Consider the following 25,001-nt stretch of genomic DNA (forward strand, 5'->3'; position numbering starts at 1 on the left):
GTGCCCTGTTATTTTTTGTGCGTCACAAGCCAGCAGTTGTGAATGTGTTTATTGCGCTCGAAATCCAATGGCAATGTTTGCGAGGAGATATTCTGCGCTTCAAGACCGAGCGCTTCCATCTGCTCCATATCCATCTTGAAGTGACGCTTGTTGTTGGAGAATACAATCGTGCCTTCTGGACGAAGAATACGTTTCAAATTCGTCATCAGCTGAATGTGGTCACGCTGAACGTCAAAAGACTGTTCCATACGCTTCGAGTTCGAAAACGTCGGTGGGTCGATAAAGATTAAATCATACTGACCAGTCGCCTTCTCCAACCATTGCAAGCAGTCCGCTTGAACATATTGATGCTGGCGACCTACTTGACCGTTCAGCGCCATGTTTTCTTTGGCCCAATCAAGGTAGGTTTTGGACATATCGACGGTTGTGGTCGATTTCGCGCCACCACAGGCCGTATGCACGGTGGCAGAGCCGGTGTACGCAAACAAGTTGAGGAAATCCTGGCCTTTCGCCATTTGACCTAAGCGACGACGAGTCAGCTTGTGGTCAAGGAATAGACCGGTATCAAGGTAGTCATACAGGTTCACAATCAGTTTGACGCCGTATTCTTGAGCGTACATGGTTTCAGATTGCTGACTGAGCTTCTGATACTGAGACGTTCCTTTCTTCTTCTCGCGAACTTTCAGTACCACTTTGTTTGCATCAATTTCCGTGACCTGAATGGCAGCACGAATGATATCCGTCAGACGGCGTTTCGCAGTCTCTTCAGGAATGCTTTTCGGCGCCGCGTATTCCTGAATCACCAAATGATCCAAATAAACGTCAATCGCCACGTTGTATTCCGGCAGATCCGCATCATAAATGCGGTAACAGTCTAGCCCTTCACGTTTCGCCCATTTACCAATCTTACCGATGTTTTTCTTTAAGCGATTGGCGAAGTCTGGTGCAACCAGCGATGTTTGACGACCTTCCGTCAATTCAGATTCCGCTCGTACCGCAATACTGTAGTTTTTTTGGTGACACGGTAACGCACCATTGTTTAATTTGAACTGCTTTTCAGCACGCATACGCAAACAAGCGAGCAATTCATCCGAACTAGAGAAGATTGAGGCTTGGCATCCGCCAAACTGTGCTTTCAGTTGCGCGCCAAATGCGGTGTACAACGCAATCAGGCCAGGATGCGTTCCTAAACGTTCACCGTAAGGCGGGTTACAGATAATCACACCATTCTCGAAACCAGCAGGACGCGTCAATTTAGCCGCATCGCCAACGTTAAATTCAATGAGGTCGCTCACACCAGCGCGGCGGGCGTTATCTTTAGCCACTTGGATCACGCGCGTGTCGTTATCAAAGCCATAAAACTTAGTGTCAACTTTCTTGGCGCCACGTTTTGCTTGCACGCTCGCTTCCGATTTAATGGTCGCCCACAGCTCGGCATCAAAGTCTTCAATCGCTTCAAAGCCCCATTTCTCACGCTTCAGTCCTGGCGCGATATTGGCTGCCATCATTGCCGCTTCAATCAGCAACGTTCCCGAACCACACATCGGGTCAAGCAACGGTTTTGATTCATTCCAGCCACTACGCATCACAATGGCAGCCGCTAGCGTTTCACGAAGCGGTGCTTTACCTGATTCTGGGCGATAGCCACGCATGTGCAAGCCGCCGCCGACCATATCAATACCAAGCAGTGCTTTGTCATTGTGAAGGCGAACATGGATTCGAAGATCTGGACGATCTTTACTGATCGACGGACGTGGGAGATTTTTCTTTTCAAAACAGTCCACGACTGCATCTTTGACTTTCATCGCACCGTATTGACTGTTGCGAATTTCACGGTTGGTGCCGTTGAAATCAACCACAAACTTTCTAGAGCTATGGAAGTGATTGACCCAGTTGATCGCCGTGGTTGACAGATACAAGTCCATATCGTTCTGGCAGTTAAACTCCGCCACGACACGTACGAATCGAGAAGCAAGACGGCTCCATAAGCAACAACGGTAGATTTGCTCATTGGTTGCTTTGAATTTCACCCCTGCCTGAACAGGCTTGGCATCGGAAATTCCTAAATTTGTTAATTCTTCGACTAATAGGTTCTCAAGACCGTTAGAGGTAACCGCTAGATACTGATTCATAGTGTTCTTTGACTGGTAAAAATGGCTTCAGATTATAACTGACAATGCAGGCCATTCCTAAATCTAAACGAATCATTTCATTAAAAAGCCCGTTAAGTGGTGATTCATCCAACAACCAAGCTGCCACGTTCTCCCCAACCTCACTCCTTCATCATTGATACGACTTCATCTGCGCTAACGGCGAAGTGAGTATTTATTCACACTCAAATTGGACTATACCAGACCAACTTTTACACTGTAAATTTATTACAAAACCCACCAAAAGCGGAATATTTAAGGGGAATTCACCCCGAATACCGGTGAATGACTCGTCACTTTTGTCATAAAAAATATTCGATTCAGGGGTAAATCTCAGGCGTAAGACGTCCCAACTTGGCAAGCAAGCTGTCCTTGGGAAGGAATTTGAGGCAAAAAAAATCGGCTTGCGCCGATGGGAAATGAAAAAAGAACGAAATTAACTTAGGGAAAGTTTAACCGACCAAAGCCATTGGCTCTGATACGAAAAGATGGTTGGCGTTGGCCATACGGTCATGCATCACTTTAATGACCTGACCGAATTCGAGCGATTTAGAACCGTTTAATACAAACGCCTGTAAATCGACCAATGCACATAAACTCGCGTTATCGCCCACTTCGAGCACGATAAAATAACCTTGATTGTACCCATTAACCAAACTGACCATGTCACCCTCTTCCGGTGCGACATCCCCACCCTGATAATCAAAGAACCAGCTCTTAGGCTGAACCGGCTTGTGGAAGCGCTTTGCCGCCACACAATACAGTGCCAGCTCGACACGGCGCGGTTCGCTCATTTCTAAGCAACTGATGCGTTCTTTGTAGGTTTGGTAATCTGAGGCATCGTCGACAGTAAAATGGTTTTCAGAAAAAGCGCAATCGACTAATAGGTTTCGGCTGAGATTCGTGCGGAACACCATCTCCTCGCCTAGGTCTAGCATCAAATAGCCTTCGCTAACTGAGTAGTACCAATTCCATTTGTCACTTGGTTTAAGCATTGTTCCGACTCTCAATTTACGAATTATCAAACGATTAGGTAAAACGCTTAATTACCTTTGCCAACGAATAGTTGTAATTCTAAGAACGGAAAATCAAAAAAAAAGAGGAAATGATTATCTCATTTCCTCTGTTTGTCACCTTGTCACTTTTGACAACGGGTGATGAACGCCAGTTGATTGTCGTCAATTACAGGTTTTTGACGATATCGCTGACCAATTTAGGGCCTTGGAAAATAAATCCACTGTAAACCTGAACCAGTTTCGCACCGGCCATCAGTTTTTCTTTTGCCGCGACATAAGAATCGATACCGCCTACCCCGATAATTGGAATGTCATCCCCCAGCTCTTGATACAAGCACTTGATCACTTCGGTACTGCGGGATTGCAAAGGACGACCACTTAACCCACCCGCTTCGGTGGCATTTTTCATGCCTTCAACCAAAGAACGGTCTAATGTGGTGTTGGTTGCGATGACGCCATCAATCTTGTTCTTCAGCAACGATTGGCAGATCTGTTTGATCTCATCATCACTCAGATCCGGCGCGATCTTCAGCGCCAGTGGAACGTACTTGCCATGTTTCTCGGCAAGTTCTGACTGTCGTTCTTTCAGTGCTGCCAACAGTTCATCCAATGCGTCACCATATTGCAGCGTTCTAAGCCCAGGTGTGTTGGGGGATGAAATGTTGACCGCAATGTAACCAGCGTATGGATATACTTTGTCCATACAAATCAGGTAATCGTCAGCACCCTTTTCAATCGGCGTGTCTTTGTTCTTACCGATGTTGATGCCGATGATGCCGTCGTAATTTGCTTTTTTAACATTCTCAACAAGGTGATCCACACCTTCGTTGTTAAAGCCCATGCGGTTGATAATCCCTTCAGCCGGGATCAATCGGAACAGACGCGGTTTGTCATTGCCCGGTTGAGGACGTGGTGTCACTGTACCGACTTCGACAAAGCCAAAACCCATTGCACCAAACGCATCGATACATTCGCCGTTTTTGTCCAGACCAGCGGCCAAACCAACAGGGTTTTTGAATGTTAATCCCATGCATTCTACAGGACGGTTTGGAAGGTGTTGACGATAGAAGAGATCGAGAGGAGTACCAGTGAAACGTTTGAAGTTTTGAATGGCGAGTTCATGCGCCTTTTCAGCATCCAGTTGAAAAAAGCCAGCTCTGGCTAAGCGGTAAAGCATTGTGCCTCCAAAAGAAAAAAGCCCCGAATAAACGGGGCGTTATTATTGACGTATTTATCTAACAATTCAATGCTTATTCCGCCGCCTGGCAGTTTAAGTTGAGGAGCATCAATTCTCGCATCGCAACCGAGAACTTCGCGAACTCATGAACCGTACCGACTTTGAATTCGTTAAGAATGTTTTCCCAACGATGCAGTGACACCTCGTTGTTTTCAATCCACTCTTCCAACGCTTTCATCACGTCCAATTTCTCTGGGTCACACGCACAGTTCAACACTTGTGCAGTCAACTGGCGTTGTTGCCAATCGAGATCTTCGCGGAACGCTGCGCGAGCCAAAGCTTGCCAGTTGTTATCGACCGCTTGACCATTGATCTGCTTCAGGAACCAGTGCAGTGATAAACGGTCGCCCAAGTTAAAGTACAGCTTGGCCGTTTGTTCCACCGATTTACCTTTTTCACGGGACACTGTGGATATATCCAGTACTGAGTACAAGCTCGACAAACGTGCTACATAATTAGCCAATTCTGCATCAATGCCCTGCTCAGCCCACACCTGCGCCATCGCTTTATGTTCAGCTACTTCATCAGCCACTAGCAATTGATCCAAATCTTTCGCTATGGCTTTCACATCCGATTGGTAACTGTCGATGAGTGCTTGAACCGATTGTTTTCCTGTACGATTGCGCAGGAACCAGCGCGACAAACGGCGCAGTGTACGACGAACATGGAACATCACATCGTATTGCGCATGCGCTGTTGCTTTGTTGTCGAGCGTACGCACTTGTTCAAGTACCGCACCCAAACCGTAAATTTCACGCGCCGCGGCGTAAGCATTCACGATATCAACGGCATTCGCGCCCGTTTCTTCTTGCAGACGCGTCACGAAGTTACAGCCCATTTCGTTAACCATCTGATTTGCAAGCGCTGTTGCGATGATTTCTTTACGCAGAGGGTGATTCTTCATTTGATCTGAGAAGTTACGACGTAACTCAGATGGGAAGTATTTCACCAATTGAGTGGCATGGAAGTCATCATTGGCGATGTCTTCACACGCCAGGTCTTCTTTCAAGACCATTTTGCCGTACGCGACCAAGACCGCGAGCTCAGGACGGGTTAATCCCATGCCCTGTTTTTCACGTTCCAGCAGTGTTTCATCGTCAGGGATATATTCCAGAGCGCGATCGAGATGACCCGATTTTTCCATGTGATGGATAAAGCGAATCTGCTCTTTCACCACACCCACACCTTGCTGCTCGGTCACCGAGATTGATTCAGACTGGGTGTAAGCATCTTCGAGAACAATGTCGCCCACTTCATCTTCCATCGATTCAAGAATCACATTGCGCTGTTTGATCGTCATGTCACCGTTGGCAACCAAACCATTGAGGAAGATCTTAATGTTCACTTCGTTATCAGAGCAGTCAACACCGCCCACGTTATCAACAAAGTCGGTGTTGACACGACCGCCGGTCAACGCGTATTCCACACGACCCAGTTGTGTCATACCGAGGTTACCGCCTTCACCGACAATCTTCGCGTTCAGCTCACGACCATCAATACGCAGCGCATCATTGGCACGGTCGCCCACATCGGTGTGCGTTTCTGCAGAGGATTTCACGTACGTGCCGATACCGCCGTTCCACAACAGATCCACATCCATTTTCAGGATCATCTTAATCAGATCGTTCGGTGCAACCGAGGCCTTCTTCGTCCCCAACATTTTCTGAATTTCAGGACTTAGCGTGATGGATTTCGCTTTACGCGAGAAAATGCCGCCGCCTTTCGAAATCAGTTTCGCGTTGTAATCTTCCCAGCTTGAACGAGGCAAGTTGAACAAGCGTTGACGCTCTTCCCAACCGCTGGCAGCGTCTGGTGTTGGATCGATAAAGATGTGCAGGTGGTTGAACGCGGCTTGCAGACGAATATGTCTCGACAGCAACATACCGTTACCAAACACGTCGCCAGCCATATCACCGATACCAATCGCAGTGAAATCTGTGGTTTGACAATCAATCCCGATTTCACGGAAGTGACGTTTTACCGATTCCCAGCCACCTTTCGCGGTGATGCCCATCGCTTTATGGTCGTAGCCGTTTGAGCCGCCGGATGCAAACGCATCCCCCAACCAGAAGTTATATTCCGCCGAGACTGAGTTGGCCAAATCCGAGAACGTTGCCGTACCTTTATCTGCTGCAACCACCAAGTACGGATCATCTTCATCGTGTCGAACGACACTCTTCGGTGCAATCAATTCACCTTCAATGATGTTGTCCGTGACATCCAACAGCGCGCGGATAAAGCGTTTGTAGCAGCGCTGACCTTCGGCGAAGATCTCATCACGCGTGGTGTACAGGTATTGTTTCTTACACACAAAGCCACCTTTCGCTCCCACAGGAACGATCACGGTGTTTTTCACTTGTTGTGCTTTCACCAAGCCCAGAATTTCGGTACGGAAGTCTTCTTGACGGTCAGACCAACGCAAACCACCACGCGCGACTTTACCACCACGCAAGTGCACCCCTTCGATATCCGGTGCGTACACGAAGATCTCAAACGCTGGCACGGGTGCCGGAATGTCTGGAATGTCGCTCGGTTTCATTTTGAGCGCTAACCAAGGTTTCGGCTGTTTGTCTTCATCGAGCTGGAAGTAGTTGGTACGCAGTGTGGCTGCGATCATTTCCATGTAACGACGCAAAATACGATCGTCATCGAGGCTTTCCACATGATCCAATTGCGCGGTCAGTTTGGTGACTAGATCCGTTTGACCTTTTTGTGCCCCTTTGAATTTCGGATCAAAACGACGAACAAACAGTTCCACCAGCCCTTTCGCCAGATCTGGATAATGGTTCAGTGTCTCTTCGATGTATTGTTGACTGAATGGGAAACCGACCTGACGCATATAACGGGCGTACGCACGTAGAATAGAGACTTCACGCCCCGTCAATGATGCGCCCAGTACCAGACGGTTGAAGCCGTCGTTTTCTAGGTCACCATTCCAGATTGCGGCAAACGCTTGTTGGAAACGATCGCGTGCTTCGCGAAGATCCACTTCTTTGTCGCTCTTATGCAGCATGGAGAAATCTAGGATCCAGTAGGTCTGGCCGTTAGATTTCACGACTTCGTATGGTGATTCGCCAATGACACGCAGGCCGAGGTTTTCCAACATCGGCATCACATCCGACAAATGGATAGGCTCATCGCGGTGATATAGTTTCAGACGAACCGCTTTTGAGTCTTTCTTCTCTTCCTGCGGGCGGTAGAACAACATGCCCAGTTTGTTGTTTTCGTTCAACGCTTCCAAGCTTTCAATGTCAGAAACCGCAGAACCTGGCATCACATCTTCTTTGTAAGAACGTGGGAAAGCATGCAGATACTCTTTTGAAAGCGGTAGACCTTTACTTTCGCCAAAGTTTGCCACGATCGCTTCAGACAAACGATCATCCCAAGTTGTTGATGCTTCCATTAAGTTCTGCTCTATTTTCTTCACATCGACGTTCATGCTGTTGTTGTCCACACGAACAATGTAGTGCGTTCTGGCCAGCGGGCTTTCAGAGAAATACGTGGTGAATTCCACTTCTTGCTGACAACCAAAATAATGCTTGAGAATGCGTTGTGTCTGGCGGCGCAGTTCTGTGTTGTAACGCTCTTTGATCACATACACCATGCAGCTAAAGAAACGGCCAAACGGGTCTTTACGCACGAACAGACGGATCAGGTCACGATCCTGCATCTGTACCACGCCCATACCCACTTCCAGTAAGTCTTCTTCACGCGCTTGCAGTAGTTCATCACGCGGGTAGTTTTCCAGAATATTGTGCAGCGCTTTGTACGCGTATGAACCCACGCGGTAGCCGCTGGCATGCAGAATACGTTCTACTTTTTCGCGAATCAGCGGAATGCTTTCCACCGCTTGGTTATACACGGCCGACGTGTATAGGCCGGTAAAGCGGTGCTCACCAATCACTTTGCCGTTGTCATCAAACTTCTTGATGCCGATGTAGTCGGTATACGCCGGGCGGTGAATGCGAGACTGTTTGTTACCTTTGGTCAAAATCAGCAAGAATGGCTTTTTCGCTTCCAAACGCGCTGAATCAGGGAAGTTAGACAACTTCACGTTGCGCACACGTTTCGCGTCAGAGAACAGACCCATGCCCGCTTCTTTCGTTGGGCGCAGCTCGGTATCGCCTTCCACGTTAACCAAATCAAATTCTTTGTAGCCCATGAACGTAAAGTTATGATCCCCAAGCCAACGGAGGAACTTCAACGTTTCATCGTAACGATCCTCATCCACGGGGATACGATCTTTTTTCGCTTCCAGTTGTGCGATCACTTGATCCAACTGATTCGCCATCGGTTTCCAATCTTGAACCACCAGTGCGGTATCGCTCAGAATATCCAGCAACTCATCCTTCAGTGCGGTCATCTCTTCTTTGCTGTTGAGTCGGTCGACTTCCAAATGGAACAAAGACTGCAGCGGGCCTTCACCTTCGTTAATGCTTTTGATTGTACCATCGGCATGACGCGCGATTTGAGTCGGGCCATTGAGCATTAGGTGCGAGGTCAGATCCAGACGGCTCAATGCCATCTTGATGGAGTCAACAAGGAACGGGCTATCCGGAACCACAATTTCGACGATGGTGTGGGTTGATTGCCAACCTTGTTTACTCACCGTTGGGTTAAACACTCGAACAGAGCGTTCTTCCGGTTTTTTCTCGTTGATGTGATGCCACAGACTGACGACGGCTCCGTATAGGTCGGATTCATTTCGTTCGATCAAATCGTCTTGTGCGACATTACTAAACAGGTGTTGTGCGAGTTGGGTGACGAGGGGTTGTTGAGCAAGCTCAAGTTTGTCTTGAATCAGTTGATACACTTTTTCAAGCAGAACCGGCATTAAACTTTCACGCGCGGTCATAGGCGACTCCAAAGATTAGAATTATGTGCTTTGTAGGGTATGCAGTAAGCATAGAGCTTACGCTTGGTAATGCAGAGCTATTGTAAAAGCTTTATTGATAAAAAGTTAATGGTTTTGCGGCTGGTAGGAGGTGAAATGTCTGAGAATGTGACTAAGGTACCTATTTAAATTACTGCAAAATCACGAACTCACAGAACTTCTAACTTTAGGAACTTATTGTTTTGGTCAGTTGTTAGACGAAATCGACCTTTCACACCAATTTGACTAAGAAATGGGCGGAATTTTGCGGCGGGTAATTGGAGACGCAAGCCACTTTCTGTTAACACTAAAACGGTACTCGCGGCCCCAGAATAGTGTGACAAAAACGACTGGTAAGAGATGTTCAGAGAAAAGAAATAGTGATTCATGCTTTAAAAAATGGTGGTACCGAAGTACCACCTTGGTGTCCCTTAGTTTTCGAGCGCTTTGTTGACTTTCTCGAACAGGTCGCGAGCGAGGTTATCCATCGCTTTCAACCCTTCCAGTTCTGCTTTGATCATGGCTTGGCGCTCATCATCATACAGGCGGAATTTCAGCAGTGGATCAATCAAACGAGATGCCACTTGTGGGTTGCTGCTGTTCATCTCACGCAGGATCTCGCCTGCAAAGCGGTAACCCTCACCACTCTTGGCATGAAAACGAACTGGGTTAGCACTGAGGAATGAACCAATCAGGCTGCGAGTACGGTTCGGGTTTTTCAGGCTGAATGCTTCATGGTTCATGGTTTGCTTGATCACGTCCAGCGCATTGTCTGCTGGGTTACACCCTTGCAGCGCGAACCATTTGTCCATCACCAAACCATCGTGTTTCCACTTGTCGCTGTAGTCTGCCATCAAGGCTTCGCGGCACGCAAGACCCGCCGAGTTCGCGGCAGACATCGCCGCAATGGTATCGGTCATGTTGTTCGCTTGAGTATACTGCGCGCTCACCAGCTCGTTGCCTTGGGCTGTGTAAGCCAAATAAGCCAAGCAGGTGTTGCGTAGCGCGCGGCGACCAATCGCGGCGTGTTCAATGGTGTAATCGGCTTGTTTCAACGTGTGATAGGTGGCGCTCAGTTCATCTTGCAGTTCTGTCGCCAAAATTACTTTGGTTGCTTTCAGCACCTGAGCAATGGCATCAACGTCGACACGTTTGTACCAACCCGACACTTCATTGTGGCTCGGCAGCGACAACATTTCCGCCACAAACGCAGGCTCCAGAACATCACTCAGCAACACACCGCGGAAGGCATCGACGACCGCTTCAGACAATGCCACGGGCTTGCCCTGCTGCACGTTTTCAACGTTGGCACGAATGTATTTCGCCAGCAACATTTGCCCCGCATCCCAACGCGCAAACTCATTGGTTGCGTGAACCATCAGGAACGTCAGTTCTTCATCGCTGTAGTTGTATTCCAGTTTGACTGGTGCTGAGAATTCACGCAGCAATGAAGGGATCGGCTGCTCAACCACGTTTTCAAACACAAACGTTTGTGTAGCTTCTGTCACATTCAGGACATTCGCCACGGGCTTTCCGTGACATTGTAACGGAATAACGTCGCCCTTCTTAGTGTACAGTTCCACATCGAACGGAATGTGTAGTGGTTGTTTCTCTTTCTGTTCGTGTGTCGGTTCGGTGTGCTGTGCGATGGTCAGCGCGTAGGTCTGCGCATTTGCATCGTATTCACTGCTCACTTTCACCGTTGGTGTGCCCGATTGACTGTACCAAAGACGGAATTGTTTCAGAGAAACACCAGACGCATCTTCCATGGCTGAAACGAAATCTTCACACGTTGCCGCCGTACCATCATGACGTTCAAAGTAAAGCTTCATGCCCTTTTGGAAACCCGCTTCACCCAGCAAAGTATGCATCATGCGAATCACTTCACTGCCTTTTTCATATACGGTCAAGGTGTAGAAGTTATTCATCTCGATCACTTTATCCGGGCGAATCGGATGTGACATCGGGCTCGCATCTTCGGCAAATTGCGGGCCACGAATGATGCGGACATTGTTGATTCGGTTGACCGCGCGAGAGCCCAGATCTGAAGAGAATTCTTGATCGCGGAAGACGGTCAGCCCCTCTTTCAAACTCAGTTGGAACCAATCGCGACAGGTCACGCGGTTCCCTGTCCAGTTGTGGAAGTATTCATGACCAATCACCGCTTCAATGCCAAGGTAGTCAGTGTCGGTGGCGGTTTGATCGTTGGCTAGCACGTACTTGGAGTTAAAGATATTGAGACCTTTGTTTTCCATCGCGCCCATGTTGAAGAAATCAACGGCCACAACCATGTAGATGTCCAAGTCGTATTCAAGATCGAAACGGGTTTCATCCCATTTCATCGCATTGATCAGCGACGCCATGGCATGATGTGCGCGATCCAAATTGCCTTTGTCGACAAAAATTTCCAGATCTACATTGCGGCCCGATTGGGTCACAAACTTGTCGCGCAGTACATCAAAGTCGCCAGCCACTAAGGCAAACAGATATGCAGGTTTTGGATGTGGATCTTGCCATTTCACCCAGTGACGACCCTGTTCTGCTTCACCCTGTTCAACTTTGTTCCCGTTACTGAGCAAGAATGGGTATTGTGCTTTATCCGCAATAACGGTGGTGGTGTATTTCGCCAGAACGTCTGGACGGTCGAGGTAGTAAGTAATGCGGCGGAAACCTTCGGCTTCACACTGAGTACAGAATGCACCACCTGATTTATATAAACCTTCCAGCGCGGTGTTCGCTTCTGGATTGATTAACGTGATGATAGTGAGTTCAAACACTTCTGGCAGCGCGCGAATTTCAATGCCCGCTTCCAGCAACGTGTAATCTTGCCAATCGGCGCCATTAACTTGCAGCGCTTTTAATTCCAGCCCTTCGCCATCCAGAGTCAGCGTTGCAGTTTCTCCTTGCTGCTTCACTTGAGACACAGCAGTCACGGTAGTCGCCGTGTCATGAAGATCGAAAGTGAGTTCAATATCTGAAATCAAATGGGAAGGCGCTTTATAATCTTTACGGTACTTGGCCTGTGGAGTTTGAGCCATTGTCGGAATCCTTTTGACGTAATGAAATGTGACGATATCCAATTACTTGGTGTTACAGATCTTAGGCTTGTTGGTGCCAATAACAACCCCTGAAAAGAAAAAACGAGGTATTTACGCGAAATACCTCGTTAAATGGCTAGGTAGAACAAATGAAATAACACAATTCCCTAATTGATGTAGGCCTGACAGGCTTTCTGCCATCTGGCTAACGAATCCGATCCATCACCGCGAACATCGACCCGTCTTCCACTTCCAGCGTCAGTTGATTCTGGTTCAAGGTATAACGCGTATCGTGTTCACCATCTTCGTACATCAAAACCAAATGGTTCCCTTCGGTATAGTAAACACCACGATGAATCGCCTCGGTGCCATTGTCACCACTGGCTCGAAACAGAAACACAAAATCAGGCTGCAAGATCAGATCGACACTTTGGATACTTTCTGCTGACAAGTCATTTCCCGACAACGAGGTGCTCGACCAAATGCCCGCAAGTGCATTCGACAACGCTTTGGTAAACGTCACACCATTGAGGTGGAGTAAATTATGATTGCCTTTATACTCGTAGACTTGCGGTTCATCCGAATTGAGGCCAAGAATAATCGTGTCGTTGTTGGCCGCAAACATCCCCTCCCAATGATCAACACTGTAATCTTTCTTTTGAATGTCGATGGCAAAGGTGTAATCCGACGAAAAATTGAGTTTGATCGCTAGAAAATTCTCTCGTGACTCTTCCGGGTTTGGGTTCACCAAGTACCAGTCACCGAGCAAAAACGGTTGATCAAATTGTGTTAAATCTTTGCTATTTGAATCCGTAACGCTAAACGCTGGGCTGGTAGAAACCAAGCTCAGACAAGCGAAAATCATCATGATCCATTTCATTGCGCTTCCCCTCACTTTTTTCTTTAAGCTTAGGACTTCCACGCGAATAACGCTAAATTATTTGAATTCAATCACAATAATCAGTCTTTTCAACGACTTTTTTGAAAGTTACTCCTTGGCATTTCTTTCACCCTTCATCGTTAAAATGCATTGTTTCTCGCGGAGTTTTAAACGCAATGTACTCATGCGAAATCTGTTAATGCAATGTTAAATCGACATTGTCTTATTGTCATCGTGTGAACTATAGTCAGAACACGTAATCTTCAAGGAGACGACAAACATGAGTCAGACAGCTTTAATTTCACGCTTAAATGAACTCCCTCGCATTCAAAGCCTGTTGCATGAGTTGTTAGAAATGGTCAACCAAGACGATGTCGACTTTCACGCATTGGCACACAAGATCGAAATGGATCAAGTGCTCAGTGCCCGATTGTTGCGCATGGCCAACTCGGCGCATTTCGGTGGCAATAAAACCGTCGCCACCGTCAACGATGCCTTGATTCGCGTCGGCACCGGGCCGGTCAGAACGTTAGTCGTCGCATCGGTGTTATCGAGCGCCTTCCCCCACATCACGACTTTAGATATGGAAAAATACTGGACTGACACGTTTGAAGTCTCTGTCATTTCAAGCAAACTCGCGGCAGAAGTCGGCATGGACAGCAACGAAGTCTTCACCACCGGTATACTGCACAACATTGGTGAACTGATGATTCATACCTTGGTTCCGGAACACGCGGCGGCCATTAATCAGAAAATTGAAGCGGGCGGCGACCCTTTCGCCATTCAAGAAGAGATTTTGGATGTGTCCTCCCCGACTCTTGGCGCACGTTTGGCGCGCAGTTGGAATTTTCCAGAAGAAATGGCGGACGCCATTGAACATTTCAATGAGCCACGTGAAGCAGAAGTGTCTCCAAAACTCGCGACCATATTGCACTTCGCCCGCTCGATTAACGATCATTGGGATAGCTTTAGCGATGACATGAAGAAGTACGAATTTTTAGCGCAGCACCCAGATTCACGTCTTTTGAGTATTTCCGCCAAATTCTCCGGCACCATCGATCGCATCCGTGGCAACGGCCGCGACTTAGCGATACACATGGTGCAGGTATAGTTGAATCACGCGCATAAAAAAAGCGGGCTCAACAGCCCGCTTTTTATTTATGCTTATTTCGATTGTTTGATCATATCGACCATGATCGAAACCGACTCATCCAAATACGCATCGGGCGCTTCGTAATCTTTCGGCACATCCGTCAACGCTTTGTACGTCTCTTTACCCATCGCTTTCTGACGAGTATTGATACGTGCTAAACGTTCCTGATCTGATTTATCACTCTGCTCTTTGCGTACTTTTTCGTTTAAAGATAAGAAGTTATCATCTTTTTCAGCTTTGTATTTCGCAATATCTTGCTGAATAAAACCAAACTCTCGATCTTTCGCGATACGCGCCTGATGTTCTGTATTCAACGTACTGATCAGCGTGTGGAAATCGTGTAGCTTCTCATACTTGGCTTTGTCGATACTGTCCCAAGGCAGTGCATTCGGCTCCACACTCTCGCCCGTTTCCGCAGCATCAACTGCAGTTGGGAACGCAATGTCCGGAATCACACCTTTATTCTGTGTACTGCCGCCATCAATGCGGTAGAACTTTTGAATGGTGTATTGCACATAACCCAGTTCTTTATCGAACAGATCATAAATATGATTTAGTGAACGGTGCTGTTGCACGGTTCCTTTACCAAATGAGTTTTCACCCAGAATGATCGCACGACCGTAATCTTGCATGGCCGCAGCAAAAATTTCTGAAGCGGATGCACTGTATCGGTTCACCAACACGGTCATCGGACCGGTGTAGCTGATTTTGCCATCGGTATCGCTGTTGACATTCACTCGGCCGTAACTATCACGCACTTGCACCACTGGGCCGCTGGTAATAAACAGGCCAGATAATGCGGTGGCTTCTGTCAATGCGCCGCCGCCATTGTTGCGCAGGTCAACAATGATGCCATCCACGTTCTTCGCTTTCAGCTCGGTGATCAGCTTGTCGGTATCTTGCGATAAGCCAACGTAGAAACTCGGGACTTCAAGCACGCCGATTTTCTTGCCGTCTTTCTCAATCACTTCTGATTTGACAGCGCGGTCTTCAAGACGAATCTTATCTCGAACAATTGTGACAACGTGACTTTTTGCATCTTTGCCCTCAGGCAGAATCTGCAGCTTCACTTTGGTGCCTTTCGGACCTTTGATCAATTGCACGACATCGTCTAAACGCCAGCCGATCACATCAACAACATCTTCGCCGTCCTGACCCACACCGATAATGCGGTCGCCTTCACCCAACTGTTTACTATTGGACGCCGGGCCACCAGCCACCAGCGAACGAATCACGGTGTAATCATCGGTCATTTGTAATACCGCACCGATCCCTTCCAGAGAAAGGTTCATCTCCGATTGGAATTGTTCAGCATTACGAGGTGACAGATAACTGGTGTGCGGATCGACTTGGCGCGCAAATGCGTTCATGTAAAGTTGGAACACATCTTCACTGTGCGTTTGCGTCAGACGTTTGATGGCGTTGTTGTAACGTTTGGCCAAGGTTTCTTTAATCTCTGGCCACTCTTTACCGGCTAACTTCAGGTTCAGCGCGTCATATTTCACACGCTTGCGCCATAACTCATTCACTTCCGCCTGATCTTTCGGCCAACTTGCCTTTGAGCGATCAAGCTCAATTGATTCGTCGGTATCAAACGTGATTTCGTGATCAAGCAGTGTGAGGGCGTATTGGAAACGGTCAAAACGCTTTTCCATCGATAGGTTGTACAGATCGAAGGCGATTTGGTTGTTCCCGACCTTCAGTTGGTCATCCAACTGCATCGACCAATCTTTGAAAGAATCGATATCCGCTTGGGTAAACAGGTTACGGTTATAGTCCAGCATTTCGATGTAACGTTCGAAAATCGCTTGAGAGAATTGATCGTCGAGATTGAAATGTTTGTAATGAGAACGAGTAAAACGGGAAGTCACTCGTTTGCTCGCCGTTTCATGCTGAACTTCAGGAGCAAGAAGAGGAAGATCTTCTTTATGAATTGTGGCTTCGAGAGCCTGAGCTGAAAAGGCTGCTAGCCAAAGGCTAGCAGCAATCAGAGATATCTTTGAACGGCATTTCATGCGTAGGAATTTCTCCTTTATGCGCGCAGGTGCTCCGCTTTCACAACCATTTGCAGGCCGTTGCCGAGTTGAACACGCACATCTTCCTTATTGATTTCAACAATGGTCGCAGCCATGTTGCCTTTGCCCATGTTCACGTTCACTTCGTTGCCGACGTTTAGTTCGTCTGCAGTCAAAGCACGCGTTTCAACTGGCTTTTTATCCGCTTTAGGTGCTGATTTTTGTTGAGGACGACGAGCCTGAGGTTTTTTTGCTGCCTTTGGCTTCGCTTTCGCGTCTTCACGCACCTTTTTTCCTTGCTCTTTACGACGGGCTTCAACACGAGCTTTGCTCTCTGCCAACGCCGCTTTTGCGTGTTCTACATGTTGCTCTTCCAATACGCCACATGCATTACCATCTAGATCGACACGAACCGCACCAGCTTTAACGCCGTGCAGGTAACGCCAAGATGAGGTGTACTGTCTTAACGCTGCACGAAGTTGAGTTTTGCTTACTTTAGAGTCTTCATTAAGACGATCAGCAAGATCTTGAAAAATACCAATTTTTAGAGGCTTTGCCTCACCTTCTAAAGTAAAGCAGTTAGGGAAACATTCAGCAATGTACGCAATCACTTCTTTGCTGTTTTTTAACTTTTCAGTGTTTTCCATGAGGATTCCTGGTTGATGCGGCTGGTCCGCGAAGCATTAGTATAAATATGTTCGGTATTATAGTGACCTGACTACGAAAAACCACAGGCAAAGGCCAATTTATGCCTTGTTCGCCTGTGAATTAAGCAGCTTTTCTACTTCAGTCATCAAAAACGTGAGCCCTTCTTCATCAGTTTCTGAAAAACGGCCAACAGTTGGACTGTCAATATCCAACACGCCCATGACTTCGCCGTTGATCGAAAACGGAATAACAATCTCAGAATTGCTTGCCGCATCACAGGCAATATGTCCTTCAAACGCGTGAACATCATACACACGTTGTACAGAATTTGTGGCAACAGCCGTTCCACAGACACCACGTCCGACAGGAATACGCACACAGGCCGGCTTACCCTGGAACGGGCCCAATACCAACTCACCGTCTCGCATCAGGTAGAAGCCGACCCAGTTCAGGTCTTCTAATTCCATGTTGAGCAGTGCGCTTAAGTTCGACAAGTTGGCGATCATGTCTGGTTCAGACTCCAATAACGCAACAGCTTGCTTGGTTAAGCGGTGGTAATGTTCTACTTTCATACTAACTTCCAATTGAAAAATAAAGACTTCACTAACGGTTCTACGTAAAATGGCACCCAGAAGTTAAATAGGATGCATTCTCATTATAATGACGTATACCAGTGACACTATTAGCCGTTCTTGGCTCATAACTCAAGTTAAAAAACATAAGTCTAAGTTGTTGTACGCGAATGCGATCGCGATCGTTGCAACTTTAATCAGCGTACCGATCCCGCTGCTGATGCCGCTCATGGTTGATGAAGTGCTCCTCAATCAACCCGGAACCGGCTTAGCGGTGATGAACCATTGGTTGCCAACCGCGTGGCAAACGCCAACTGGCTACATCATGTTTACCCTGTTGCTGGTGGTACTCATGCGTGCGGCCAGCCAACTGCTCAATATCGTGCAAAACCGCCAATTTACGCTGGTGTCAAAAACCATCACCTTCCAAATGCGCAGCAAGATGATTGATAAATTGGGGCGCATTAGCATAAAACAATATGAAACCCGCGGCAGTGGCGGGATCAATGCGCATCTCATTACCGATATTGAAACGATTGATCAGTTTATTGGCACCACGCTGAGTAAATTCATCATCAGTTTCTTAACGGTGATTGGCACTGCGATTGTTTTGCTTTGGCTGGAATGGCGTTTAGGCCTGTTTATTTTGCTGGTCAACCCGATTGTGATTTATTTCTCGCGCAAGCTGGGCAGCAAAGTGAAACACCTCAAGAAACGTGAAAACCAAGCATTTGAGCGCTTCCAAAATCGCTTGGTTGAAACGCTGGACGGTATTTATCAGTTGCGCGCTGCCAACAAAGAGCGTGAGTTTCTCGCACAATTGACAGCCAACGCTGATGCGGTACGTCGTCATGCCGATAAGTACGCTTGGCAATCCGAAGCTGCCGGTCGTCTCTCGTTTCTCCTCTTCTTATTAGGTTTCGAGCTCTTTCGCGCCGTTGCCATGCTGATGGTGGTATTTAGCGACCTGACCATTGGCCAGATTTTTGCCGTGTTTGGCTATCTGTGGTTCATGCTCAGCCCTGTGCAAGAGCTTTTGGGCATTCAGTTTTCGTGGTACAGCGCCAAAGCTGCCTTGAATCGCATCAACGATTTACTCCAACTAGAAGAAGAACATCGCCCACCAAGCAAGGTCAACCCCTTTACCGATGACCGTGAAGTGGATGTGTCGATTTCGCACGTCGATTTCTCTTACGATGGCGAACACAACGTATTGGACGATTTGTCACTCATCATACCCGCCGGTAAGAAAGTGGCCTTAGTCGGTGCCAGCGGTGGCGGGAAATCCACCTTAATCCAGCTATTGATCGGCGTGTATCGCGCCAATTCCGGGGAAATTCGCTATAACGGCGAGACGTGCGACGACATCAGTTTTGATGTGATTCGCAGTCAGATCGCGGTTGTGCTGCAACAACCTGTACTTTTCAATGATACTTTGAGGCATAATCTCACCCTTGGTAGCGACTACGATGAACTGTCCTTGTGGCGCGCATTAGAAATCGCACAGATGCAGGATGTGATAAGCAAACTGAATCAGGGGCTCGACACTCAAATTGGGCGCAACGGCATCCGTTTGTCCGGCGGGCAACGCCAACGTTTGGCGATTGCTCGAATGGTGCTCAGCAATCCGAAATTTGTCATTTTGGATGAAGCGACCTCGGCACTCGATACCGCTACCGAAGCCGCGCTGCATAAAGCGCTAACGGAGTTCCTGCAAGGCAGAACCACACTGATTGTGGCGCACCGCCTCTCTGCAGTGAAGCAGGCCGATTTGATCTACGTGCTGGAAGACGGGAAAGTGAGTCAATCCGGTACACATGGAGAGCTGGTTGAACAAGAAGGTTTGTATCAGACATTGTACGGTTCCATTCAATCGCACGCCTAACAGTGACTTTGTCACTCGAGCGAGTATGGAACGAACGCGATGAAAGTCAAAGCGTTACAGAAGCACCTGACGGAAAGCAGCTCGATTCGACTGTGCCAAGGGTGCGAACTGCCTGTGGACGTGATTGACGTCGAACGGGGAAAAAGCGCTTATTGTCCACGCTGCGGTACGCAGTTGTATCGTGGCGGCAGTCCGTCACTGTCGGGCAATTTGGCCATCGCAATCACCTGTTTGCTGCTGTTTATTCCATCGCAATTTTTCGATTTCATCAGCATACGCTTGGTCGGCGTGATGATCCCAGCCTCTCTGCCCGCAGGTATCCTGGCAATGAGCAACGAAGGCTACCTCGCGCTCGCCCTACTGGTGTTTTTCTGCAGCACGCTGGCACCATTTTTGGTGTGTGGCTCGGTGGTGGTGGCGCACTTATCGCTGCACCACCACTGGTTTAAAGGCTTGCGTTATTCACTCACTTTGATTCAGAAACTCAAATCTTGGGCCATGATGGATGTGTTTCTGGTCAGCGTCGCCGTATCGTGCTTCAAACTCAAAGACTACTCCGATATTTTTGTCGGCCCGGCGTTGTATAGCCTCGTGCTGCTGCAACTCTTCACTGTGCTCCTGATCAGCCGCATCAGTGTGCGCCGCTATTGGGAAGCGTGGAAACCTGAGTGCGACTACGCCGCCGACAATAAACAAGTCCACTGTCACAACTGCCATTTGTCGCAGCCAGAAGCAGCGCGTTGTACACGTTGCCATCACAAACTGTATCACCGGAAACCGCAATCCATTGAACGCACGTGGGCATATGTCATTGCCGCCAGCGTCGCGATTTTCCCAGCCAATATCATTCCAATTTCGATTTTGATCACCAACGGTCAACGCTTAGAAGACACCATTTTTTCCGGCGTTGCTTCATTGGTGAACAGCGGCATGGTGGGGATTGCAATCATCATTTTTGTCGCCAGTATTGTTGTACCAGTCGCCAAAATTTTGGGACTGATTTATTTATTGCTGGCGATCCGCTTTAAACGCAGCGTATACCACCGCCAGCGAATGACGATTTTTTATGTGATTCGATGGATTGGCAAATGGTCCGTGATGGACCTGTTTGTGATTTCCATCATGCTAACCTTGGTCGATCGTGGCCAGATTCTTGATTTTACGCCCGGATATGGTGCGGTCGCTTTTGGTATGGTGGTCGTATTGACCATGTTGGCCGCAGAAAGCCTCGACCCCCGCCTGATATGGGACAATTATCCGAGCGCCGCTTCGAAGAATGAGTCGAATAATGAGTAATGAACCAACGAAACAAGCCGCCTATTCGCCCGATGTAAAGCGCAATAAAGGCATTTCCCCATTGTGGATTTTGCCGATCCTCACGATGATTCTTGCCGGTTGGCTAGTCGTCAAGGCCATTCACGATGCGGGCGAGCGTATTCAAATTTACTTCTCCGATGCACAAGGCTTGGTTGCCGGTCGTACCACCATCCGCTATCAAGGCTTGGAAGTGGGCATGGTTCGCGATATCAAGCTTTCTCCGGATCTCAACAGTATTTACGTTGAAGCCGATGTGTATCCAGAAGCCACTCGCCTACTCTCTTCGGAAACACGATTCTGGCTGGTCAAACCAACCGCAAGTTTATCCGGTGTTTCGGGGCTAGATGCGTTGGTCTCGGGCAACTATATCGCCATCCAGCCGGGCAGCGACGTGGATGACGACAACGATCATCCTGAACAATATCGCGCGTTGGATTCTGCACCGTCGGATCTGCTGGCCAACAGCGGTTTAACCATCTCGCTCAAAGCCAGCGATTTGGGTGGCATCTCGATTGGGTCGCAAATCGTCTACAAGAAAATTCCGATTGGTGAAGTCTACAGTTACAAGCTCAATGACGACGCCAAATCGGTCGTCATTCAGGCGTCTATTCGCAACGAATATCGCCACATTATTACCTCAGAAAGTCGTTTCTGGAACGTGAGCGGCATCGGCACCAGCATTGGTTTTGATGGCGTCGATGTGCGACTGGAAAGCCTCAGCGCGCTGCTGGGCGGTTCGATCGCGGTCGATTCCCCAGATGGTGGTGAACCTGTAGCGCAGAATACACAATTTCGCCTCTACAAAGATCTCAAAACCGCCGGGCGCGGTATTCCGGTGAAGATCGTGCTTCCAGACGACAACAACATCAATCCGTCGGGCGCACCAATCATCTATCGTGGCATTGAAATTGGTCAAATCACCAACTTGCAGCTGCAAAATGACCAAATCTTAGCATCGGCCGCCATTCAACCAGCGTTTAGCGATCTGCTCACATCGGGCAGCCACTTTGTGTTAGAAGAAGCGAAAGTCTCACTAACCGGCGTTGAAAACTTAGCCAACCTTGTCAAAGGTAACTTTCTCACACTGGTTCCAGGTGACGGCAAACGCGCCAGACATTTTACTGCCGTGCGTAAAGTGGCATTCAACCAAGAGCAGTCGCAATCTGTCCCCCTCACCCTGACCGCCGACAGTTCTTTTGGCTTGGATAAGGATGCGCAGATTCTCTATCGCGGCGTCGCCGTGGGTTCGGTCACCGCAGTGAAGCTCGCTGAAGACCATGTGGAATTTGATGTACAAATCGACAAACAATACGCAGCGCTGGTGCGCTCTCAAAGTCGCTTCTACGTCACAGGGGCAGCAACAGCAGAGCTGACCGAAGCCGGCTTAAATGTCTCCATTCCTCCGGCCAAACAGCTCTTGACCGGCTCCATCAGTTTCGTCAGCGAAGGCAACGCCACGATGCAAGCAAACTACCGCTTGTATCAAAGCCAATCTCTGGCCGAAATTGCGAAATACAATCAATCTGGCTCGCAAACCTTGCAGCTATTTGCCGATGAGCTGCCACCAGTGAGTGCTGGCAGCCCGCTGCTCTATCGCAATCTCAAAGTTGGCACCATCGCGAACTTCAAACTCACGCAGAGCGGCGTCCTGATCGAAGCGAAGATCGAAAACCAATACAAACATTTGATCACGCCACAAACGGTATTCTGGAACCGTTCCGGTGTTGAAGTGAACGCCTCATTGTCTGGTGTGAGTGTCAAAGCCGCGCCGTTGCAGACGCTGATTCAAGGCGGCATCGCGTTTGACAACATCAATGGTGTTGAGAATAAACAGGGCAAGTTGTGGAAACTCTACCCCGATTACCAACACGCGCAGAAATATGGCGAAGAGATTCTTCTTACTGCCAATGGTGATACCGGCATCACACTGGGTACGCCGATTAAATACAACGGCGTCCAAGTGGGCGAAATTACCGATGTGATGCCCGACTTTGGCTCGCCAAACGTGCGTTTTAAAGCCCGCATTCAGCCCGCTTACGCGCCTTATATTGCCAAAGCAGGGTCGGTATTCTGGTTAGCGGAAGCCAAAGTGGGTCTGCAAGGCATCGCCAACCTGCAAAATCTGATATCCAAGTCGATTGAAGTGAAACCGGGAAGCGGTCAAACCACCAAGCATTTTACGCTGGCCGATATGCCTTATCAGGAAAAAGGCGTTGTGTTTAGCCTGCAAAGCGAGACCCGTGGCTCCGTGAATGTGGGCACGCCGGTGCTGTATCGCGACATTGAAGTGGGACGCGTCACGGATGTTCAACTGGGTAGCTTTGCCGATCGCGTGATTTCCACCATTGAAATTGAGCCGAACTATGCCTACCTCGTGCGTGAAAATAGCGTGTTCTGGAACACGTCAGGGCTGGATGTGTCGATTGGCCTGACAGGGGCGAATGTGAAGGCGGGAACATTGGATAGCTTAGTGCGCGGCGGCATTACCTTCGCCACCCCAGAGCAAAAGCAGTTGCTCGCGCCCGCAAAATCCGGGCAGTCGTTCTACCTCTATCCTGCTGCGCAAGACGATTGGAAGAAATGGCGAACCGCCATTCCAAAATCTTAGCCCAAGCGAAGTCCTACATGGAACGCTATCCATACATCTAACCCTATCCATAAGGCAGCCAAACGGCTGCCTTATTACTTTACGTCACACGACAACTTCAAGAACTTCAGTGAAAGGTATATAATTCCGGCCCCCAATCCGAGACCGAGATACCATTTTGCATTCAAATATTTCTCTACCTGAAGCGTTTCTTTCCACCATGGCCGAAATCCTACCTTCGTCGTTGAACATGGATGATTTCATTGCCGCTTGTCAGCGCCCATTGCGTAAAAGCATTCGGGTCAACACGCTGAAGATCAGTGTGGAAGCATTTCTGTCGCGCGCCAAAGAGAAAGGTTGGATGTTAGAAGCGGTGCCTTGGTGTGACACCGGATTCTGGATTGATGCCGACGAGAGCGAGGTGCCGTTAGGCAATACCGCAGAACACATGGCGGGACTATTCTACATTCAAGAAGCCAGCTCAATGATGCCCGTCTCGGCACTATTTATGGATGCTAACGAACGTTTTGATGCCGTATTGGATATGGCGGCAGCGCCGGGTTCGAAAACCACGCAAATCGCAGCACTGATGAATAATGCCGGCATTTTGGTCGCCAATGAATTCTCAGCCAGCCGTGTGAAAGTATTGCACGCTAACATCGAACGCTGTGGCATTCGCAATACCGCATTAAGCAACTTCGATGGTCGTGTATTTGGCGGCTGGTTACCCGAACAGTTCGATGCGGTGCTGATTGACGCGCCCTGCTCTGGCGAAGGCACCATTCGCAAAGATCCCGATGCGATGAAAAACTGGAGCAAAGCGTCTGTATTATCGATTGCGGATACACAAAAGGACTTAATTGAAAGCGCATTTCAAGCGCTGAAAGTCGGCGGTGTGTTGGTCTATTCAACCTGTACATTAAGCCGAGAAGAGAACCAACAGGTCTGCTGGCATCTGAAAAATACCTATGGCGATGCGGTGAGTTTTGAGCGCCTTGATGACTTGTTCGAGCATGCAGACCAAGCGATTACCGAAGAAGGTTTCTTGCATATTTTCCCTCAAGTTTATGACTGCGAAGGCTTCTTTGTGGCGCGGATTCGCAAACATGCCGCCGTTGAAACACCTGCGGTGAAAAAACGCTTGGGCAAATTCCCGTTCGAAAAAGCGTCGAACAAAGTCCGCGCCGAGATTGAAAAACAACTGGATGGCGCATTGAGCATCCACCTACCACAAGACGCGGACATTTGGCTGCGCGACAACGATGTGTGGCTATTCCCGCATGCCCTTGAACCGATGCTCGGAGAACTACGTTTTTCACGCATGGGGATCAAAATTGCAGAAACCCATAAGAAAGGCTATCGCTGGCAACACCAAGTTGCGACGACGCTAGCAACTGGCCAAGAAGCCAATCGTGTTGAACTTTCGATTGATGATGCACGTGAATGGTACATGGGGCGAGATGTGCGTCCCGAAGGTCAAAGTGGCCAAGGCGAAGTGATTGTCTGTTATGGTAACGATGTGATTGGACTCGGGAAATGGGTGGGGAATCGCTTGAAAAACGGCCTTCCTCGCGAACTGGTTCGAGATAAAAACCTGTTCTAAACCGGTAAACGACAGCATGAAATGCTG

General features: G+C 48.5%; 15 protein-coding genes. 5 read left to right on the plus strand and 10 right to left on the minus strand.

The genetic code is table 11. The annotated features are described in order from the left end of the window. Window positions 1-8: 8 nt before the first annotated feature. From rlmKL to ACF8PK_RS06685, 7 genes are all read right to left on the minus strand, one after another. A complete protein-coding gene (rlmKL, locus tag ACF8PK_RS06655; RefSeq protein WP_392440588.1) occupies window positions 9-2,132 on the minus strand; it encodes a bifunctional 23S rRNA (guanine(2069)-N(7))-methyltransferase RlmK/23S rRNA (guanine(2445)-N(2))-methyltransferase RlmL in 2,124 nt (707 codons plus the stop codon). 470 nt (window positions 2,133-2,602) lie between these two features. After that, the gene (locus tag ACF8PK_RS06660) at window positions 2,603-3,145 is read right to left on the minus strand and encodes a cell division protein ZapC (RefSeq protein WP_392440589.1); all 543 of its coding nucleotides are present in this window, start codon (window positions 3,143-3,145) and stop codon (window positions 2,603-2,605) included. 187 nt (window positions 3,146-3,332) lie between these two features. After that, a complete protein-coding gene (gene pyrD / locus ACF8PK_RS06665; RefSeq protein ID WP_004725999.1) occupies window positions 3,333-4,343 on the minus strand; it encodes a quinone-dependent dihydroorotate dehydrogenase in 1,011 nt (336 codons plus the stop codon). Between the two features lie 73 nt (window positions 4,344-4,416). Next, window positions 4,417-9,258, minus strand: a complete 4,842-nt coding sequence (locus ACF8PK_RS06670; protein ID WP_392440590.1) for an NAD-glutamate dehydrogenase — start codon at window positions 9,256-9,258, stop codon at window positions 4,417-4,419. Window positions 9,259-9,446: 188 nt separating this feature from the next. After that, window positions 9,447-9,665: a DUF2835 domain-containing protein gene (locus ACF8PK_RS06675; protein WP_081454431.1), complete on the minus strand. Its 219-nt coding sequence runs from the start codon at window positions 9,663-9,665 to the stop codon at window positions 9,447-9,449. A 42-nt stretch (window positions 9,666-9,707) separates the two neighbouring features. Further along, the gene (gene pepN, locus ACF8PK_RS06680; RefSeq protein WP_392440591.1) at window positions 9,708-12,314 is read right to left on the minus strand and encodes an aminopeptidase N; all 2,607 of its coding nucleotides are present in this window, start codon (window positions 12,312-12,314) and stop codon (window positions 9,708-9,710) included. A 205-nt stretch (window positions 12,315-12,519) separates the two neighbouring features. Next, window positions 12,520-13,194 carry a hypothetical protein gene (locus tag ACF8PK_RS06685; RefSeq protein WP_004726003.1) on the minus strand — a complete coding sequence of 225 codons (675 nt, stop codon included), beginning with the start codon at window positions 13,192-13,194 and terminating at the stop codon, window positions 12,520-12,522. A 280-nt stretch (window positions 13,195-13,474) separates the two neighbouring features. On the opposite strand from ACF8PK_RS06685, the gene ACF8PK_RS06690 reads away from it, so the two are divergent. Next, window positions 13,475-14,305 (plus strand): HDOD domain-containing protein, encoded by an 831-nt coding sequence (locus tag ACF8PK_RS06690; protein ID WP_004726004.1) that lies wholly within the window; start codon window positions 13,475-13,477, stop codon window positions 14,303-14,305. Between the two features lie 53 nt (window positions 14,306-14,358). On the opposite strand, the gene prc is transcribed toward ACF8PK_RS06690, so the two are convergent. The 3 genes from prc to ACF8PK_RS06705 all read right to left on the minus strand — a co-directional run bounded on the left by prc (window position 14,359) and on the right by ACF8PK_RS06705 (window position 17,582). Beyond that, window positions 14,359-16,362, minus strand: a complete 2,004-nt coding sequence (gene prc / locus ACF8PK_RS06695) for a carboxy terminal-processing peptidase (protein WP_055466008.1) — start codon at window positions 16,360-16,362, stop codon at window positions 14,359-14,361. Between the two features lie 17 nt (window positions 16,363-16,379). Further along, window positions 16,380-17,009 carry an RNA chaperone ProQ gene (gene proQ / locus ACF8PK_RS06700; RefSeq protein WP_004726006.1) on the minus strand — a complete coding sequence of 210 codons (630 nt, stop codon included), beginning with the start codon at window positions 17,007-17,009 and terminating at the stop codon, window positions 16,380-16,382. 99 nt (window positions 17,010-17,108) lie between these two features. Beyond that, complete coding sequence (locus ACF8PK_RS06705; protein ID WP_004726007.1) at window positions 17,109-17,582, minus strand: GAF domain-containing protein; 474 nt, start codon at window positions 17,580-17,582, stop codon at window positions 17,109-17,111. Window positions 17,583-17,670: 88 nt separating this feature from the next. Here ACF8PK_RS06705 and ACF8PK_RS06710 point away from each other — a divergent pair, with 88 nt between their 5' ends. The 4 genes from ACF8PK_RS06710 (at window position 17,671) to rsmF (ending at window position 24,974) form a co-directional block, all read left to right on the plus strand. Then, complete coding sequence (locus tag ACF8PK_RS06710) at window positions 17,671-19,467, plus strand: ABC transporter ATP-binding protein (protein ID WP_055466007.1); 1,797 nt, start codon at window positions 17,671-17,673, stop codon at window positions 19,465-19,467. A gap of 39 nt (window positions 19,468-19,506) precedes the next feature. Beyond that, complete coding sequence (locus tag ACF8PK_RS06715; protein WP_055466006.1) at window positions 19,507-20,763, plus strand: paraquat-inducible protein A; 1,257 nt, start codon at window positions 19,507-19,509, stop codon at window positions 20,761-20,763. Further along, window positions 20,756-23,392 carry a PqiB family protein gene (locus tag ACF8PK_RS06720; RefSeq protein ID WP_004726010.1) on the plus strand — a complete coding sequence of 879 codons (2,637 nt, stop codon included), beginning with the start codon at window positions 20,756-20,758 and terminating at the stop codon, window positions 23,390-23,392. The genes ACF8PK_RS06715 and ACF8PK_RS06720 overlap by 8 nt, the downstream gene beginning before the upstream one ends. A 157-nt stretch (window positions 23,393-23,549) precedes the next feature. Continuing rightward, window positions 23,550-24,974, plus strand: a complete 1,425-nt coding sequence (rsmF, locus tag ACF8PK_RS06725; protein ID WP_392440592.1) for a 16S rRNA (cytosine(1407)-C(5))-methyltransferase RsmF — start codon at window positions 23,550-23,552, stop codon at window positions 24,972-24,974. Window positions 24,975-25,001: the final 27 nt, after the last annotated feature.

Origin of the sequence: Vibrio sp. CJQ_6 (assembly GCF_043106745.1) — a bacterium.
GTDB lineage: Bacteria > Pseudomonadota > Gammaproteobacteria > Enterobacterales > Vibrionaceae > Vibrio > Vibrio furnissii.

What these genes read in the sequence shown, in the direction of transcription:
- ACF8PK_RS06705 (WP_004726007.1), bottom strand. Translation starts at nt 17,582, where the DNA reads ATGAAAGTAGAACATTACCACCGCTTAACCAAGCAAGCTGTTGCGTTA.
- prc (WP_055466008.1), bottom strand. Translation starts at nt 16,362, where the DNA reads ATGAAATGCCGTTCAAAGATATCTCTGATTGCTGCTAGCCTTTGGCTA.
- ACF8PK_RS06660 (WP_392440589.1), bottom strand. Translation starts at nt 3,145, where the DNA reads ATGCTTAAACCAAGTGACAAATGGAATTGGTACTACTCAGTTAGCGAA.
- ACF8PK_RS06675 (WP_081454431.1), bottom strand. Translation starts at nt 9,665, where the DNA reads ATGAATCACTATTTCTTTTCTCTGAACATCTCTTACCAGTCGTTTTTG.
- pepN (WP_392440591.1), bottom strand. Translation starts at nt 12,314, where the DNA reads ATGGCTCAAACTCCACAGGCCAAGTACCGTAAAGATTATAAAGCGCCT.
- ACF8PK_RS06690 (WP_004726004.1), top strand. Translation starts at nt 13,475, where the DNA reads ATGAGTCAGACAGCTTTAATTTCACGCTTAAATGAACTCCCTCGCATT.
- rlmKL (WP_392440588.1), bottom strand. Translation starts at nt 2,132, where the DNA reads ATGAATCAGTATCTAGCGGTTACCTCTAACGGTCTTGAGAACCTATTA.
- ACF8PK_RS06715 (WP_055466006.1), top strand. Translation starts at nt 19,507, where the DNA reads ATGAAAGTCAAAGCGTTACAGAAGCACCTGACGGAAAGCAGCTCGATT.
- ACF8PK_RS06720 (WP_004726010.1), top strand. Translation starts at nt 20,756, where the DNA reads ATGAGTAATGAACCAACGAAACAAGCCGCCTATTCGCCCGATGTAAAG.
- ACF8PK_RS06670 (WP_392440590.1), bottom strand. Translation starts at nt 9,258, where the DNA reads ATGACCGCGCGTGAAAGTTTAATGCCGGTTCTGCTTGAAAAAGTGTAT.
- proQ (WP_004726006.1), bottom strand. Translation starts at nt 17,009, where the DNA reads ATGGAAAACACTGAAAAGTTAAAAAACAGCAAAGAAGTGATTGCGTAC.
- pyrD (WP_004725999.1), bottom strand. Translation starts at nt 4,343, where the DNA reads ATGCTTTACCGCTTAGCCAGAGCTGGCTTTTTTCAACTGGATGCTGAA.
- ACF8PK_RS06685 (WP_004726003.1), bottom strand. Translation starts at nt 13,194, where the DNA reads ATGAAATGGATCATGATGATTTTCGCTTGTCTGAGCTTGGTTTCTACC.
- ACF8PK_RS06710 (WP_055466007.1), top strand. Translation starts at nt 17,671, where the DNA reads ATGACGTATACCAGTGACACTATTAGCCGTTCTTGGCTCATAACTCAA.